General features: G+C 35.4%; 14 protein-coding genes. 9 read left to right on the top strand and 5 right to left on the bottom strand.

What is annotated here, in order from left to right:
- Nucleotides 1-100 precede the first annotated feature (100 nt).
- The 4 genes from HNS40_RS07315 to HNS40_RS07330 all read left to right on the top strand — a co-directional run bounded on the left by HNS40_RS07315 (nucleotide 101) and on the right by HNS40_RS07330 (nucleotide 4,640).
- On the top strand, nucleotides 101-2,107 hold the full coding sequence (locus tag HNS40_RS07315) for a DUF4139 domain-containing protein (protein ID WP_172279217.1): 2,007 nt from the start codon (nucleotides 101-103) through the stop codon (nucleotides 2,105-2,107).
- 164 nt (nucleotides 2,108-2,271) lie between these two features.
- Nucleotides 2,272-2,769, top strand: coding sequence for a hypothetical protein (locus HNS40_RS07320; RefSeq protein ID WP_172279219.1), 498 nt, complete (start codon nucleotides 2,272-2,274; stop codon nucleotides 2,767-2,769).
- A gap of 94 nt (nucleotides 2,770-2,863) precedes the next feature.
- Nucleotides 2,864-3,988, top strand: coding sequence for an acyloxyacyl hydrolase (locus HNS40_RS07325; protein WP_172279221.1), 1,125 nt, complete (start codon nucleotides 2,864-2,866; stop codon nucleotides 3,986-3,988).
- Nucleotides 3,989-4,064: 76 nt separating this feature from the next.
- Nucleotides 4,065-4,640 (top strand): hypothetical protein, encoded by a 576-nt coding sequence (locus HNS40_RS07330; protein WP_172279223.1) that lies wholly within the window; start codon nucleotides 4,065-4,067, stop codon nucleotides 4,638-4,640.
- Here the strand turns inward: HNS40_RS07330 and aroA are convergent.
- The 5 genes from aroA to HNS40_RS07355 all read right to left on the bottom strand — a co-directional run bounded on the left by aroA (nucleotide 4,637) and on the right by HNS40_RS07355 (nucleotide 10,200).
- Nucleotides 4,637-5,893 carry a 3-phosphoshikimate 1-carboxyvinyltransferase gene (aroA, locus tag HNS40_RS07335; RefSeq protein WP_172279225.1) on the bottom strand — a complete coding sequence of 419 codons (1,257 nt, stop codon included), beginning with the start codon at nucleotides 5,891-5,893 and terminating at the stop codon, nucleotides 4,637-4,639. The two genes, HNS40_RS07330 and aroA, sit on opposite strands and share 4 nt — an antisense overlap.
- Before the next feature lie 215 nt (nucleotides 5,894-6,108).
- On the bottom strand, nucleotides 6,109-7,194 hold the full coding sequence (locus HNS40_RS07340) for a bifunctional 3-deoxy-7-phosphoheptulonate synthase/chorismate mutase type II (RefSeq protein ID WP_216663695.1): 1,086 nt from the start codon (nucleotides 7,192-7,194) through the stop codon (nucleotides 6,109-6,111).
- A gap of 159 nt (nucleotides 7,195-7,353) precedes the next feature.
- The gene (locus tag HNS40_RS07345; RefSeq protein ID WP_253916271.1) at nucleotides 7,354-8,196 is read right to left on the bottom strand and encodes a prephenate dehydrogenase; all 843 of its coding nucleotides are present in this window, start codon (nucleotides 8,194-8,196) and stop codon (nucleotides 7,354-7,356) included.
- Nucleotides 8,196-9,356, bottom strand: coding sequence for a pyridoxal phosphate-dependent aminotransferase (locus HNS40_RS07350; protein ID WP_172279229.1), 1,161 nt, complete (start codon nucleotides 9,354-9,356; stop codon nucleotides 8,196-8,198). The genes HNS40_RS07345 and HNS40_RS07350 overlap by 1 nt, the downstream gene beginning before the upstream one ends.
- Nucleotides 9,340-10,200, bottom strand: a complete 861-nt coding sequence (locus HNS40_RS07355) for a prephenate dehydratase (protein ID WP_172279231.1) — start codon at nucleotides 10,198-10,200, stop codon at nucleotides 9,340-9,342. The genes HNS40_RS07350 and HNS40_RS07355 overlap by 17 nt, the downstream gene beginning before the upstream one ends.
- 643 nt (nucleotides 10,201-10,843) lie before the next feature.
- Here HNS40_RS07355 and HNS40_RS07360 point away from each other — a divergent pair.
- From HNS40_RS07360 to HNS40_RS07380, 5 genes are all read left to right on the top strand, one after another.
- Complete coding sequence (locus HNS40_RS07360) at nucleotides 10,844-11,842, top strand: AAA family ATPase (protein WP_172279233.1); 999 nt, start codon at nucleotides 10,844-10,846, stop codon at nucleotides 11,840-11,842.
- Nucleotides 11,843-11,845: 3 nt separating this feature from the next.
- Nucleotides 11,846-14,311, top strand: coding sequence for a S8 family peptidase (locus HNS40_RS07365; protein ID WP_172279235.1), 2,466 nt, complete (start codon nucleotides 11,846-11,848; stop codon nucleotides 14,309-14,311).
- Nucleotides 14,312-14,516: 205 nt separating this feature from the next.
- Complete coding sequence (locus tag HNS40_RS07370) at nucleotides 14,517-15,191, top strand: hypothetical protein (RefSeq protein WP_172279237.1); 675 nt, start codon at nucleotides 14,517-14,519, stop codon at nucleotides 15,189-15,191.
- Between the two features lie 202 nt (nucleotides 15,192-15,393).
- Nucleotides 15,394-16,110, top strand: a complete 717-nt coding sequence (locus HNS40_RS07375) for an RluA family pseudouridine synthase (protein WP_172279239.1) — start codon at nucleotides 15,394-15,396, stop codon at nucleotides 16,108-16,110.
- 29 nt (nucleotides 16,111-16,139) lie between these two features.
- Nucleotides 16,140-16,721 (top strand): YdeI family protein, encoded by a 582-nt coding sequence (locus HNS40_RS07380; protein ID WP_172279241.1) that lies wholly within the window; start codon nucleotides 16,140-16,142, stop codon nucleotides 16,719-16,721.
- Nucleotides 16,722-16,794: the final 73 nt, after the last annotated feature.

A 16,794-nucleotide genomic window follows, 5' to 3' on the forward strand; every position in this document is an offset into this window, starting at 1 on the left:
AAAAATAATCGTTATGTATAATTTTTCTTCTTCGTTTTATCCTATTAATCTTTATATTATATTTGACTGCTGTAGTCTACACATTGTAAAACCATATCTCATGAAGAATATTCTCTTTTTATTTCTATCCTTATTTACCTTTGGAGCTTTTGCTCAAGGTTCTGATACCTTAATTGCAGAGTCAAAAATTAAAGAAGTCAATCTGTTTTTTAGTGGTGCAGAAGTGAGTCGTGAAGTCACTTTTAATGCCAAGAAAGGCAAGCAATTATTATTAGTTGATGAATTACCGGTTCAATTTAATCATCAGAGTTTGCTAGTGAGTAATGTGAAGAATGCCAAAATATTGTCGGTGAAGTTAGAGAATGGGCGTTCAAAAAAAGTAGATGATAGAGCTCAAATCAAAGCTATTGAATTAGAAATTAAAAATCTGAAGCAAAAGATAAAAGACAATAGAATTGAAAAGCAGGTCTTTCAAATGGAAAAGGATTTTATTTTAAATAATGGTGTGTTAGGTGGTGATAAAGGAGCTACCATAGCCGAAATTAAAGCTGGCGCAGAATTTTATAGAACCAAGCTGACCGAGATCAGTAAAAAGGTTTCAGCACTTGATTTGGAACTGGATAATATAAAAGAAGAGATAGTGGACTTAGATAATAAGAGGTCTAAAATCAAAATGGAAGGGAGCAAAGAGTATAGTCAAGTTTATATTCTTTTAGAAAATGAGAAAGAGGTTTTAAAGCAAACTTTCAAGCTAAGCTATTATTTAACCGCCGCAGCTTGGGAACCTGTTTACGATTTTAGGGTGAAAGAATTAGGCGAGCCTTTAGCCATTGATTATAATGCGATTATTTATCAAAACTCTGGCGAAGATTGGAAAGAGGTAGCTTTGACTTTGTCCACAAGCGATCCAAGTTTGGGGAGTGCCAAGCCCGAGTTGGAGGACTGGTTTATTGATAAGAGAAAGGCAAAAGAAAATAAATATAATTCTACTGTTCTTGGAACTGAAAAAAACGCATCGTTAAAAGGACAATTAGTTGATGCTGAGACTTATGAACCGGTTCCCTTTACAAATGTTATTCTTGAATATAATGGTACTCAAATTGCTGGTACATCAACAGATTTTGATGGGAATTATACTATGAAACCTATTCCTAATGGTGTGTTTACGCTTAAGGCAAGTACGATTGGTTATCAGCCAGTTATAGTTGAGTATGTGATTGTAGAAGAAGGAAAAATTAATTTTTTGGATGTTGAAATGAATTCTCGAGAAATAAATTTGGACGCGGTAGAAATTATAGCCTATGAAGTACCATTAATATCTAAAGATGAGACTACAACAGGCGGCACATTTTCATTTAATGATGATGCTCGTAGGCCAAATAGAAATGCTTCATCTGTTGTAACAACAGTTGGAGGTGTAAATCTTTCAGATCGGAGTAAAGGTTCCAATAGTTCCATTATAACAGAAAACTATCTTACAGAAAATGTAAAGCAAAAGTTGAGCAATCTAGAATATGAGGTTAAAACGCCATTCACCGTTCTTTCCGATGGGAAAGATTATAGCCTAAAGATTAAAGAAGTAAAAGTCCCAGTAGACTACGTTTACTATGCTATTCCTAAATTGGATGATGATGTTTTTCTAACCGCACAAATTCCCAATTGGACAGATTTAAATTTGCTCTCCGGAAAATCGAATATCTATTATAGCGGCACCTATGTTGGAGAAAGTTATATTAGTGACTCCTATGCAGGTGATACTTTGGATGTTTCTCTAGGAAGAGATAGAGATATTATGGTCACCAGAAAAGGAAATAAAGAAAGACTAGAAAGAAAAGTATTAGGCAAGAGCATTCTAGAAACCCTAAGTTGGGATATTGAAGTGAAGAATAATAAAAACACTGCTGTAAAAGTGATTTTAGAAGACCAGTTTCCACTTGCCATCAATCAGAATATTGAAATTGAATTGATTGAAGTTTCTGGTGCTAAATCTGAACCGAAAACAGGAAAACTCACATGGGATTTGGAGCTTGAACCTAAAGCCTCTGTTGAATTACAGGTGACTTATACTGTTCGCTATCCAAAATATTCAAAATTATATCTTGATTAGCCGATCAAGGGTTGTCGACCTTTTTGGAAGGTCGGCAACCCTTGACCTTTTTGGAAGGTCGGCAACCCTTGACCTTTTTGGAAGGTCGGTAACCCTTGACCTTTTTTTTGCCTTTTGAAAGAAATATCGATGCCAGAATTATTTAACAACAAATATTAATATTTATGAGTAATCAAGAAACACCAATGTTGGTCCTATCAAAAATCGTTGATAAACAGATTGAGAAAATAGAGCTATTGGAGAAAATAGCGCTGGGTATATTTGGTTTAGGCATTTTGATATTTTATACAAATGCTATAGTTTATGTAATGGCATTTGGAGGAATATTATTATCAATGAGCTATTTCTTATTGGCATTCAGAACCTATAAATTTGAGGACTCTCAAGAGTCAGAGTCTATACTACAATCACAAGGAATGATTTTGTTTCTCTCGAAGCTTAATTATTTGGCCTTTTCCATTGGAAGTGTTGGTTTGTTATTTGCCATCGCAAGTATAGCTGGTTCTGAGAAAATGGTATCAATTTCAATTATCACTCTAGTCACTAGCACCGGTTTTCTTATTGCCAGTAAATCATGGCAAGAAAATCATGTTTTAGGAAAGGGCTTATTGATTAGAAATATGCTTTTCTTAATAGCCTTAGGAATGACTTTATTGGTTTAATTGAAGTTCTACCTTAACTATCAGAATAGGGAGTTTGATTTTTTTAATTCCAGTATTCTAATATCTTTGTTCTAACAAAATCAAATATTAAATAATGAAATCATCCAAATTTATACTTGCTATCCTATTCTTGTGTTTATCCTTTTCGGTATATGCGCAAACGGAGGAGGCTAAAGTTAAAACTAAGAAGTTCTCAAAAACCTTTGATCTAAGATTTGAGAATGGTGCCATGTTGGGTAATAATACTGAATTTTCTCAGCAAGTGGTGGATGCATCCTATTATAATGGTGCAGATATACGTTTGGGGTTTCGTAATGCTAATGCAGATGATATTTATAGTAATGTATATCGTCGTCCTTATTTTGGAGTTGGACTTTATACCTCTACTTTCCATAATACCGACATCGGAAATCCGGGAGCGGTATATTTCTTCTTAACCATCCCCCTCAAATTTGAGGGCCTCAAAAAATGGTCTTTCTCTTATTCTGGAGCATTTGGTTTATCTTATAAATTCAATCCTTACGACCCTATTAAAAACCCAACCAATGTATTCGTAGGTTCCTATAAAAACTGTTATGTACATTTAGCTTTTGTAGCTAATTATAAATTTAATGACCGATGGTCAGCTAATGGTTCTTTCGGATTCAAACATTTTTCCAATGGCTCTTTCAAGCAACCAAACTACGGTTTAAACCTAATTCCTATAACAGTTGGTGTAAGTTATAAGATGGACAAAGTGGAGGTTGTTAAAGAAGGTCGCCCTATCCCGAAATTCGAAAGACATAACCTGGTGAATGTAGCTCTTGGAGTGGGAAGTAAGAACTATCAAGTTGGAGGAGATAACTACTTGAAAACTACTTTAACTATCGATTTCTTAAGACAGATTAATTATAAATATAGAATTGGAGCTGGTTTGGATATTTTTTATTCTGATAAATCCAATTATAGAAATAAATCAGATCAATCTACTTTTTCCAAATCCTATACATATGCACTTACTGGTTCTTGGGAGTGGGCCTTAACAAAGAAATTATATGTGCCAATCGCTATCGGTTTCTATTTACATCGCAATGAAGAAAACGATGAAAAAACAGTGTATTACGAAAGAGTAGGTATGCGCTATCGCATCACTGATCATTTCTTTGCGGGAGTTACTATAAAAGCTCATGCCGGTGCTGCTGATTATTTTGAATGGGCTGTTGGGTATACGATTTACTAGGGTCGTCGACCCTCTTAAGAGGGTCGACGACCCTAAAGCTTTCTTTTTTTCCTTATCTTTATGGCAAAAAAATATCATGCCCTCAGAAAAGATTTTAACGCGCATCGAACCTGGGAATGTATATCACATCTATAATAGAGGATTGAATCATCAGAAAGTATTCTTTCGAGAGAAGGATTATTATATGTTTCTGGATAAATTTATTGAATACCTTTATGATTACTGCGATTTATATGCCTATTGTCTTATACCCAACCATTACCATTTTGTATTACGAGTGAATGATGAAAATGGAGATCAATTTAGTAGACAAATAGGAAGCCTCATCGTGAGTTATACCAACAAAGTTAATTTGCGAAAGGATAGAATCGGAGGATTATTCATGAAACCATTTAGAAGGATTCTGGTCAGAAGAGAGGACTATTTAAAAAGGCTTATATTTTATGTAAATCACAATGCTGCAAAGCATGACTTAGTGAAAAACTTCAGAGATTATAAATTCAGTTCCTATCCAGCCATGTTATCTGATGAAGATACTATTGTTGCTAGAGAAAAGGTGTTTCAGATATTCAACAACAAGGAAGAATTTGTTGAGTACCACAATTTCCGTCATGAAGATTTCAAAATACGGAGGTATCTTCTAGAAGACTAGGTTCGTCGACCCGCTAAAGGGGTCGACGACCCTAAATCCTCAAAAAAACCAGGATAACTCTTATTAATAGCCTCTGCATGTTCAATTTCAATGGGCCCTGAAGCAATTAATGCAGCAATTGCACCTGCCATGGCAATTCTATGGTCATTATTGGAATGGATTTTTCCTCCACTGATTTCTCCTCCTTTTATAATCATCACATCTCCATCTAGTTTTATTTTTATGCCTAATTTCCCCATCTCTTGCTGAAGAACCAAAGCTCTATTGCTTTCTTTATGATACAATCTTGTGACGCCTGTTATTCTTGTTTCACCTTTGCAAGCTGCTGCTAAAACAACCAGAGGAGGGAATAGATCAGGACAATGGGTGGCATCAAAATCGAAAGCCTGCAAGGGAGCTTTGCTGATTTTTATAGACTCCTCAGAGATTTCAACTTTTGCACCTGATTTCTCTAATGCATCGAGTAGGGCTCTGTCTGCTTGAAGTGATTGAGGGTTTAAGCCTTTTACATCTACTTCACCAGCAATGGCTCCAGCCACCAAGTGAAAAGCCGCGCCACTCCAATCGCCTTCTATCTTATAGTTTCTGGCTTTGTATTTTTGGCTTCCTTTTATTTTGAAAGTTTCGTAATTCTCTTGCTCCACTTGGGCTCCAAATGCTTTGAGGATGTCTAAAGTCATGTCGATATAGGGAATACTTTGGAGTTTATTGACTTTTAAAAGGCTATCGTTTTCTGCCATGGGTAGGGCAATCAGTAGGCCTGTGAGGACTTGTGAACTAATACTCCCGTCAACTTCTGCTACTCCACCTTTTAAGGGCCCAGAAACAGTAAGAGGAAGATATCCATTATGACTTTCCACTGTTACTCCTAAATCTCTCAAAGGAGTTTCTACCATGTTGATAGGGCGTTTTAATAGCGAGCCCTCCCCAGTAAGCTTTATGGTTTGAGGGAATAATGCAGCAATAGGAGTGAAGGTCCGAATACCCAAGCCAGACTCCCCAGCCGATAAGGTTTTTCCTTTGAAGTCTCGCTTTCCTAAAATACATACCTGATCACCAGAAATATGAACCTCAGCACCCAATTGCTCTGCTACTTTTAAAATGGACATGCTATCATTACTAAAATCGGCATTACTAATCTGAGTTTCCCCATCAGCTAATAAAGCTATAGCGATAGCTCTTTGCATATAACTTTTTGAGGAGGGTGCTTTAACAACACGCTGATATTTTGAAGGATAAATTGTTTTGTTCATTATTCTAGTTTTTTTTGGGGGTTGTCATCTTTCTAAGCCTTATCTATTATGAAGAGACTAAAAATGGGTGCGTTTTTCTTTTACCTGGTCGGCTCGATATTAAATAGCTTAATTATAATCTCAAATTCGAGGCTTGTGCAGTCATTAAAATGTGAGTTTACTGTTGTAAATGACCATTTTATGTGCAAGCGTAACGAAGAAGTCTGAATTTCTAATTAACCATTTAGAATCTGTGTTTGTTTGTTAATAGACTCCTGATGTATAGCCTTAAATACAGCCGCAATGATTTCTGGACTCAACTGAGCTTCTTCTCCTTTTTTAATGTTTTTATCTAAAAGATGATCCCATCGCTTCGATTGTAAGACAGTCATATTATTCTCTTTTTTATACCTACCAATGGCTTCCACTTCCTCCATTCTCTTACCAATTATCTTGATGATTTCTTGATCGTATATGTCTATTTTATAACGTAAATCCTCCAATTCATCCAAACTCACATTCTCTGGTTTTACTTGGCGGAAAACTAATTTCTCAAGCATTTCATCAAAAGCTGCTGGAGTAATTTGTTGTTTGGCATCGCTCCAAGCACAATCTGGGTCGGGGTGTACTTCTACCATCAATCCATCGAAATTTAAATCTAATGCCTTTTGTGATAAACTTTGAATAAGACTCCTTCTACCACCAATATGACTTGGATCACAAATCAAAGGTAAGTTTGGAAGTCGGCGTTTCAATTCAATGGGGATTTGCCATTTAGGTATATTTCTAAATAGACTTTGCTCATAAGTGGAGAATCCTCGGTGAATGGCTCCAATTTTATCAATTCCTGCTTGATTGAGTCTCTCAATGGCTCCAATCCACAGCTCCACATCAGGATTAATGGGGTTTTTTACAAAAACAGGAATATTAACGCCTCTTAAAGAGTCGGCTATTTCTTGCATAGCAAACGGATTTGCAGAGGTTCGAGCCCCAATCCAAATGATATCAACGCCAGCTTTTAAGGCTTCATAAACGTGTTTTACCTGAGCCACTTCGGTGGAAGTGAGTAGACCAGTTTCTTGCTTTGCCGTTTTTAGCCATTCTAATCCTTGGCTACCTACTCCTTCAAAGGTATTGGCGCGGGTTCTAGGTTTCCAGATTCCGGCTCGGTACACTTGAACTCCAGTGTTCTTTAATTCTTTGGCGGTATTGACCACTTGTTCTTCTGTTTCAGCGCTACAAGGGCCTGAAATGAATAGTGGCTTTTCTATGGAGCTGATTCCCCAATCTTCTAATTTTTTAATTTCTATATGTTGTTCCATAATATCTTTTATTTAGAGCTTTTCTATAAAGTTGAGTGTTTGAGCTATAAAGTTAAGGTTCGAGGCGTGTGAGAAATTCAAACCGCAGAATACTGGAGTATTTGAGGATTTGGATTTTGAGCAACAACAATGAAGTCTGACTTTATAGCCGAACACTATTTAGGCTTTTAAAACGCGTTTAATACTATTTGCTTTATTTATCATTTGGTTTAAATCCTCCGTTTTTCTTTGGAGGATATTTTCTTTAAATAATTGGAGTTGCTGAATGTAATTATCCAAAACAGCCGTTATATTCTCTGAATTTTGCTCAAAAATGGGCGTCCACATTTCAGCTGAACTTTTGGCCAATCTTACCGTGGAATCAAAGCCACCACTGGCTAAATTGAAAATATTCTTTTCATTCTTTTCCTTTTCTAAAACTGTTAAAGCCAAAGCAAAGGAGCTGATATGAGAAATATGAGACACATAAGCTGCATGAATATCATGATTGCTGGCGCTCATATAAACTATAGGCATATTTAGAGTTTCGTAGAGTTGACTCACCATTTCTATAGCTTCTTTACTGCTGTTTTCGGCTTCTGTAAAAATAACAGCCTTGGCATCGAAGAGATTAGGAATAGCAGCCCATGGTCCGGAATGTTCGGTACCAGCCATTGGGTGGGCTGCTACATACTGACTTCTTTTGCTGTGACTCTTTACTCGTTCACAGATGCTCTTTTTAATGGACCCCACATCGGTAATGACTTGTTCTTCCACTTGGTCTAAAATCTTTGGAAGCAGATGTAAACTCACATTGGCAGGAGTGGCTAATACGATTAAATCAGCTTTTTTCACACCCTCCTCTAGATCACATATTTCATCTGCTAAGCCTAGTTTCTCTGCGGTATGGGCATGAAGCTTATTATTATCTACCCCTATGATATGCTTGGTGAATCCTCGCTTTTTTAGGTCGATGGCCATAGAGCCACCCATGAGCCCTAATCCAATAATACAAATTTTCATTAGGCGGTAGTTTTTTGTGTGATACGCTCCATGGATTGGTCTATGTCTGCTTGAGGTGCACATAAAGAAAAACGGATATATTGTTTCCCATTGCTGCCAAATATGCTCCCCGGACTAGCGAAAATGCCCTTTTCATAAAGTAGGTGATCACTAAATTTCTCACCCGACTCAAAAGACTTGGGAATCTTAGCCCAAACAAAAAGCCCAGCTCCATCTTTTTTATACTCACATTCTAAAATATCTAGCATCCTCCAAATTTTTTCTCTTCTATTGCCGTATTCCGCATTGATGCTATCAAACCAAACTTGTCCTAAATCCATGGCTTTTATAGCTGCTTTCTGAATGGGTTTAAACATCCCAGAATCAAAATTGCTTTTTACCTTTAAAATATGGTTAATGATTTCTGCATTTCCGGAAACCATTCCTACTCTCCAGCCTGCCATATTATGGGATTTGCTTAATGAGTTGAGTTCAATAACAGGGTCGTTTCTATCGCAAAAAGAATGAATACTAATGGCTTCATCATTTAAAATGGAGCTATATGGATTGTCATTCACCAATAGTATTTGATATTTTTTGGCAAAGGCCACCAAAGATTTTAGGCTTTCTTTTTGAGCTTTTGCACCAGTTGGCATATGAGGATAATTCATCCAAAGAATTTTGGTTTTTTCATTAACAAGGCCTTCTAACTCCTCAAAATCGGGTTGCCAATTATGCTCTTCTTTTATACCATATTCTTTTACATTCACTGCCAAAAGTTTGGCCGTTGAGGCATAGGTAGGATAACCCGGGTTGGGAATCAGTATTTCATCACCTGGATTACAAAAGGCCATGTGGATGTGCATGATGGCCTCTTTGGAACCCATCAAAGGCAGAATCTCTGTTTCAGGATTCAGTTGAACTTGATAGGTTTTCAGATACCAATTTTGAAAAGCATTTCTCAACTCAGGCAATCCTTTATAGGATTGGTAATAGTTGGCGCCCATTTCAGAAGCCGCTTGCTCCAATTCTGCAATCACCTGTGGATGAGTAGGAAGGTCAGGATTTCCAATTCCCATATTGATGATATTCATGCCTTTTTCTTCCAGAGCTAGAATCTCTTCTCTTTTTTTAGAGAAATAGTATTCTTCTACAGTTTGTAGTCTATTTGCTGGTGTCATAATCGGTATTATTAATATTATTAAATGATTTTTGTCCAAAAGGGTATTCACCTAGAATATGCAGCTCATCTATGAGTGGGCGGATGGCTTGTAACATATCCTGATATATTTTCACTTTATCAAAAAGCACATCGATGTAAAAGAGGTAGTGCCAAGGTTCTCCTATAACAGGCATGGATTCTATTTTGCTCAGATTGACTCCGTAAATATCAATAATGCTTAAGATTTTTGCCAAACTACCTTGTTGATGTGGTAGTAAAAGTGCTAATGAAGCTTTATTGAAATCTTCTGGACTTTGCCCTCCTCGCTTTCTTAGGGTGAGAAAACGAGTATAGTTTTGCTTATTGGTTTCAATACTTGGAGCTATGATTTCCAGACCATATTGCTCTGCACCCAATCTACTACCTATGGCTCCCGCATTTTGAAGATTGTTTTCCGCAATATTTCTCATGCTCATAGCGGTATCTTCTGCATCCACTAGTTTAATATGAGGATGGCTTCGGAAAAACTCACGGCATTGATTGATGGCCATATAGTGTGATTCTACTTGTGTGAGTTGGTCGAGACGAGTTCCGGGGAGTGCTACCAAGTTTTGTTCAATACGCAAATATACCTCACCTATAATCTGCAAGTTGGCTTGACGAATCAAGTTGAAGTTATTATGAATGGTACCCGAAATGGTATTTTCTATAGCCATAATCCCAAATTCAGCCTCCTCATGGCTCACCGAATCCACTAAACCCTGAAAGGTGACTTGCGGTAATATCTCTGTTTTCTGTCCGAAGTATTCTTCAGCAGCTTCTTGATGAAATGCCCCTTTAATTCCTTGTATGCTTACTACCATTTTTTTTGATTAAGTATTCTTAAATAAAAAAAGCGCCTCAGGATATTTTCCCGAGACGCTTTGATTTGTATAATTCATTTTTTCTATACAATACAGTCTCGGGTGTTTCCATAATAGAAATACCAGAAAAAGAAATAAGAAAAAATGCTGCTATATAAATTCATAATATTTTGCATAAAAAAAGCCCCTTTCAAAAAGGGGCTCTATATTTTGTATGACTACATATAAATTCCCCGCTCTTATTGTGTCCAATAAAAGAAGAAATAAAAATATGTAGCAATGTTTAAAATCATGTTGTTTGTTTCTGATTGCAAATAAAGAACTTTTTTTTGGAATGAGAGATGGTTTTTTTTAGAAATGTGAAAATTTTAATTTCTAAGAGATTACATGTCAATCATAATTTGAATAAATTGAAAGTTTTTAAGTACATCCTTTTGGTGGTATAGGTATTTGGGTTAATTTTACCAAACTTCAGTATACCTACTCATATGGCGGCAAGTATACTGAAGAAACTTACTTATATAAACAAGTTCTCAGCAAGCATGAAGAGTGAAATCCGAAATAGCAGTAGTTTTTAATGGTATAAAATACTAAATGGCAACTTAATATTAAAACGAATTATATTTTGTAACTTTGCATCATTATGAATCAAGCACTTTTAACAAGGTTATTTAAGTCAATTAATGGAGAGAAAGATACTCCATTGATGAAAGTTGCATATAGTATTATTGAGGATGAAAAGCGCAAAGGACATATTAAACTAGCTAATAAACTTAATGATTTACTTGCTGATAGTTTTATTGATATCTTGGAACCAACACCTAATTTAAAAGTTGCCAAAGATATCCTTTATAAAGTTCCAGTTGATAGAAGATATAAATTACCCTTAGCTACACATATAGAACATGACCATTTAAGACATGAAATGGTCTTGACTTCTGAGGTAGAGAGTAAAATATTACGAATAGAAAAAGAATACCTAGCACGCGAAAGGTTAGCCCATCATGGATTGAAACCTAGAAAAAAAATATTGTTCTACGGTTCTTCTGGATGTGGTAAGTCTATGGGTGCAGAACGTATTGCATGGGAATTGGGATTACCTTTTTATAAAGTGAGATTTGACTCTATTATTTCTTCTTATCTTGGAGAATCAGCCTCTAATCTTCAAAATTTATTTAAAAGTATTGAGGATTATCCATGTGTTCTTTTGTTGGATGAATTTGATATAATTGGAAAACAAAGAAACATATCGTCCAATGATGTTGGGGAAATTCATAGAATTGTTAACATACTTCTTGGCTTGCTTGAGGAATATGATGGTGAAGGAATTTTAATAGCAACCACAAACCTAGAAGGAAGTTTAGATAATGCTTTATTTAGAAGATTTGATGATTTCATAGAGTTACCAAAACCTAATGAAAGTGAAATTAAGCAATTATTAACTGTTTGTTTTTCTGCTTTGAATATTAATAACAAAATTAAACTTGCAAGTTATTCGAAAAAAATGCTCGGAATGTCTTATGCAATTATTGTAAAAATTGCCAACGACGCTGCAAAAAAGGCTATTATAAATTTAAACAACGAAATTTCTTCTGAGGATTTGGATACAGCTTTAGATGAGAATAAAGCTATTAATCGATAATCAATGGAACAATTTCCTCACCTAAATTTTGTTCAAAAGTTAAAAGGTAAACCTCGCTACCATGGAGGTGGTAACGAAAACAACAGAACTAGAGAAAATAAAGAAGATAGAAAAGGTCATAGCGAAAAATTACAGCGTTGGACGACAGGTAACAAATCGAATTGGGAACAATCTATCAATCTTCGAAATGAAGAGAATCTTGCCACGCTAAATGAAGAAATAATTCCAATATTCATTCAAATTAACCCCGAAATAATTAATGCTGAATTTGATTTAGAATCATTTGGAATAGAAGTCATTTCAGAAGAAGAGGATGGATATATTATTGGAGCTTCTCTTGATAACTTCCGTACACTTGAAAATAAAATTAATGGTTTTGTAGAATCAGAACGAGGAACAGGAGAAATTGCAAACTTTTGGGAAATATTTGAAGGTAATAGAAATGATTGGAAACCTAAACATATACTTTCTGAAGAGTTATACTCTAAATGGCATGAAATTGAGGATAATAAAGTTTATAATGTAGAAGTCTCGATAGCTTTTGCAAAATCTATAGGTAAAGAGCCTGACCCTACTAAAAGGGGTGGTGAATCAAGGCTGCGTAAGTATAGGGAAAAACAAATAGAGCTAGATGACCTTTTAATGGAAAGGGAATCTCATTTTGAAGAGTTCATAAATCACTATGGAGTAATAACAAGTTCGATTGTTTATCTAGAAGATAGCTTTGGTTGTGAAGTTTCTATATCAGGAACTGGTTTGAAAGACCTTGTTGTTAATTATCAGTTTGTTTTTGAAATTTCTGAAATAGAAGAAATTACAGGAATAGAAGGTGCCGATAGTGAAGTTCCTGAAATTGAGATTGATATATTGCCACCCAATGAGGGCTCTATTGAAGTTGGAGTAATTGATAGTGGTATTATGGAGAATCACAAATATATAGCTCCTGCCATAAAAAAAGAGAATTCTCAATCATATATTGAAGGCGATGATTCAACTGTAGACCATGTTCTTGGAGGCGGACATGGAACTAAAGTTGCTGGAGCAATTTTATACCCTAATGGGTTGACTGATTTGCCAATCCCATACCAATTACCTTGTTTCATAAGAAACATAAGAGTTCTTGATGATAATAATGAATTATCACATAATTATCCTGCTGAATTAGTTCAAAAAATTGTGTCGAATAATTCTGATTGTAAAATATTTAACCTTTCAGTATGTGCGAAGACTCCACACCGAACAAGGCATATGTCATCATGGGCTGCAATAATTGATAAAGTGATTTATGAAGAAGATTTGCTTTTTCTGGTTTCGGTAGGAAATATTTCATTTCAAGATATTGCAAATTATTTAAATAATGGAAAGCCTTACCCTCAATACCTTGAAGAAAAATTATGCAGATTGGCAAATCCATCACAAAGTAGTTTTGCTTTATCGGTAGGCTCAATCAATTATACTCCTTTTGAAGATGAATACTGGACTTCTATTGGAGGTGCAGATGAGGTATCTCCATTCTCTCGCATTGGAACAGGGATTTGGGGAAAAATTAAACCAGACGTAGTTGAGTATGGTGGCGGTCTTGTTTCTTCAAGGAATGGGTTTAACCAAATCAGAGAACATGAAGTTACATCACCAGAACTTATTCGTTCAACGTTGCATGGTGGTGGTGCTATGAGTAAAGATTGTGTTGGAACTTCTTTTTCAACACCAAAAGTTGCACATATTGCAGCTATTCTTAAACAACTTTATCCTGAAGAGCAAAGCAACCTGATAAGAGCCTTTATTGCTCAAGGTGCACGTTTACCTAATAATCATTTCCGTACGCCATCTAAAACAAGCATACAGCATTTTGGCTATGGTTTACCATCGCTTGAAAGAGTCACTAAAAATTCAGAGCACAGAATAACATTTTATAATACTGGTAATATCAAGGCTGAAGAAGCTCATTTGTATTCATTAAAAATACCAGAAGAATTAAGAGGGCAAGGCGAAGAGTATGATATCCTAATAGAAATTACTTTAGCTTTTTCAGCTCAGGTACGTCGTACAAGGCAAAAAACAAAATCATATTTATCGACTTGGCTTGATTGGTCAACCGCAAAAATTGGTGAACGTTTTGAAGATTTTAAAGATTATGCCTTGAAAGAAACAGGCGAAACCGAACTTGCTTATGATAGAGGTGCTCGCAATGAACTTCATAATTTTGATTGGAAAATAAAAAACCGTACAGACCAAGGTACAGTAGCGGATATAAATAGAACAAATAGTAGTTTACAAAAGGATTGGACTATAGTTCGGTCTTATGAATTGCCAGAAGATATTAGTATTGCGGTTAGAGGACATAAAGGATGGGATAAGAATATGAATGAAGTACCTTATGCTCTTACTGTGTCCATTGAAATATTAGGTTCTGATATTCCTATTTATGAATTGATTCGGTTAGAAAATGAAATAGAGATTGAAGTATAAGAAATGCCAGCTGAGAACAACGCATCATAAATAATTGCCGTATGTTAATAATATAAAGGGTTGTAGCCCGCACGAGCATAGTGGGTTTTGATAGTTTTGAGACCCGAACTCGGCAACTATTCATATGCAAACGTTAGTAATTTCCCCACATAGCAAATGAAAAACATTAAAACACTATCTTCCTTATTCATATTTAGAAAAACAAATGCAGATAAAAAAAGCCATTTCCCGAATTTCAAAAATACTCCTACTAGGAATACTCACCTTATTTTTAATGAGTTTCACACCCATTAAATACGATAAGATTTTCAAGAAGGATAAACAGAAGGTGGATACCTTAATCATGATCATGCCTTATGTGCAGGTTTTTGCTCATGACAATGAAGAGGTATTTATGGATATTGAGCTATCCATATTAAATGAAAACTTAATAGATAGTGTTAGCAAAGATATATTGGATAGGAAGTATGTATTTAAGAATATTACTCTAAAACCAGATGCTTTAGGTTTGTCTGATTTATTTGAAAAATTAGAAGCCTCCCCAAAATATTTGAATAATATTTCGGCACAAAATATTTTTATGAAACAGGAAATAATTTGGGAAAGCAAATATGCTATAATGATATTTTTAGAAGGTTATCATCTTGCCGCTTATCCTCCTCATTATTTTAGAAATGCCCAATTAAAGAGTAATACCATAATGATTCCTATCAATAACTCAACAGAATCTGAAATTGATTTAAGATTAATAATGATTAACACAGAATCCAATGAAATTGTTTATTACGATAAAGTAAATTCCTCTCAATATGATCCTAGGTTGCCAAATGAAATAGAAAATATGGTGAGGCAAATATTGAAAAAAATATATTATAAGTAGCAGGTCTTTTATGATGAAACAAATGGAAATTACTGATTCAGCTATTTGAGACATACAGAAAGTCATTTTTCATTCCTTTGGAATTCTACACTAAATAAATCAAGATTATTGCTCCCTTTATAATTTCTTTCCATACTTTTGGCTTCACGATCGAGAAATATCTTATCGGTAGGAACCATTTAATAACCTCTTAATAATCATAATGTTGCAGAAAGAAAGAATCATATTTAAAAAGCCTTCTAAGAAACATGCACCTAAGGGAATGGTCATTCTTTACGAAGATCAGGATATTATTGTGGTGAATAAAGAAAGTGGCTTGTTAGCGGTGAGTACTGATAAGGAAAAAGATAAAACAGCACATTTTATTCTGAATGATTATGTGAAAAAGGGAAATGTTAGATCCAAGAACAGAGTATTTATAGTGCATCGCTTGGACAGAGACACCTCTGGAATTTTGGTTTTTGCCAAAAGCGAAAAAGTGAAACGCTATTTACAAGACGAATGGGCTACTTTTAGCAAAACCTATTTTGCGGTGGTACATGGTCAGCTAGATGATAAAGAAGGCGAGATGATCTCTTATCTTGCAGAAAACAAGGTGTATATAGTGTATTCTGTAAAAGACTCTGCTAAAGGTAAGCTAGCCAAAACTGGTTATAAAGTACTTAAGGAATCGGGTAAATATAGTCTGCTCGAAATACAGCTATTTACAGGGAGGAAAAATCAAATTCGTGTTCATTTAGCAGAAAAAGAACATCCTGTGCTAGGTGATAAAGTATACGGAAGGATAGATAAAGGCATTAAAAGATTGATGCTTCATGCTGCTTCATTGACTTTGTTTCACCCTCTTACCAACGAAGAAATGACTTTTAATACAGAGATTCCTCAGTATTTTAAAATGCTGGTCAATTATAAAGCTTGATAAACTAAATCATAAAGCCATTAAACCTGATGAGCAAACTCGAAATAAAAAGCATCTGCCCTGCCAATAAACAAGAATGGAGAAAATGGCTAGAACAAAATCATTTAATTGAGGATGCTGTGTGGCTGATCGTATTCAAGAAAAGCTCAAAAACGCCAACCATCTCTTGGAGTGATGCCGTTGACGAAGCTTTGTGTTTTGGCTGGATTGATAGTGTAAAAAAGTCCATCGATTCGGAGAGGTATATGCAGTATTATGGCAAAAGAAAAGCCAATAGCATCTGGTCAAAAATCAATAAGGATAAAGTAGCCCACTTATCGCAACAAGATTTGATATTCCCTGCCGGATTAGAAATTATTGAAAAGGCAAAACAAAACGGAAATTGGGTCCTTTTAGATGATGTGGAAAAACTTATCATCCCCAATGATTTAGAGGAGTCTTTTAAAATATATCCATCCTCCAAAGATTTCTTTCTGAGCTTGAGTAAATCCGTGCGCAAAGGATTATTGGCATGGATAGTGATGGCTAAACGAGCTGAAACCAGAGAAAAACGAGTAAGAGAAGTTGCTGAAAAGGCTGGGGAGCATCTTTTGCCTAAGGCGTTTTCGTGATCTATACTTTGGGATATTCTTATTTCTATGGAGGGGATTTTAGGAAATAATATAGCATATAACAAATCTGGTA

Source organism: Lentimicrobium sp. S6 (assembly GCF_013166635.1).
In the GTDB taxonomy this organism is placed as follows: domain Bacteria; phylum Bacteroidota; class Bacteroidia; order Bacteroidales; family UBA12170; genus UBA12170.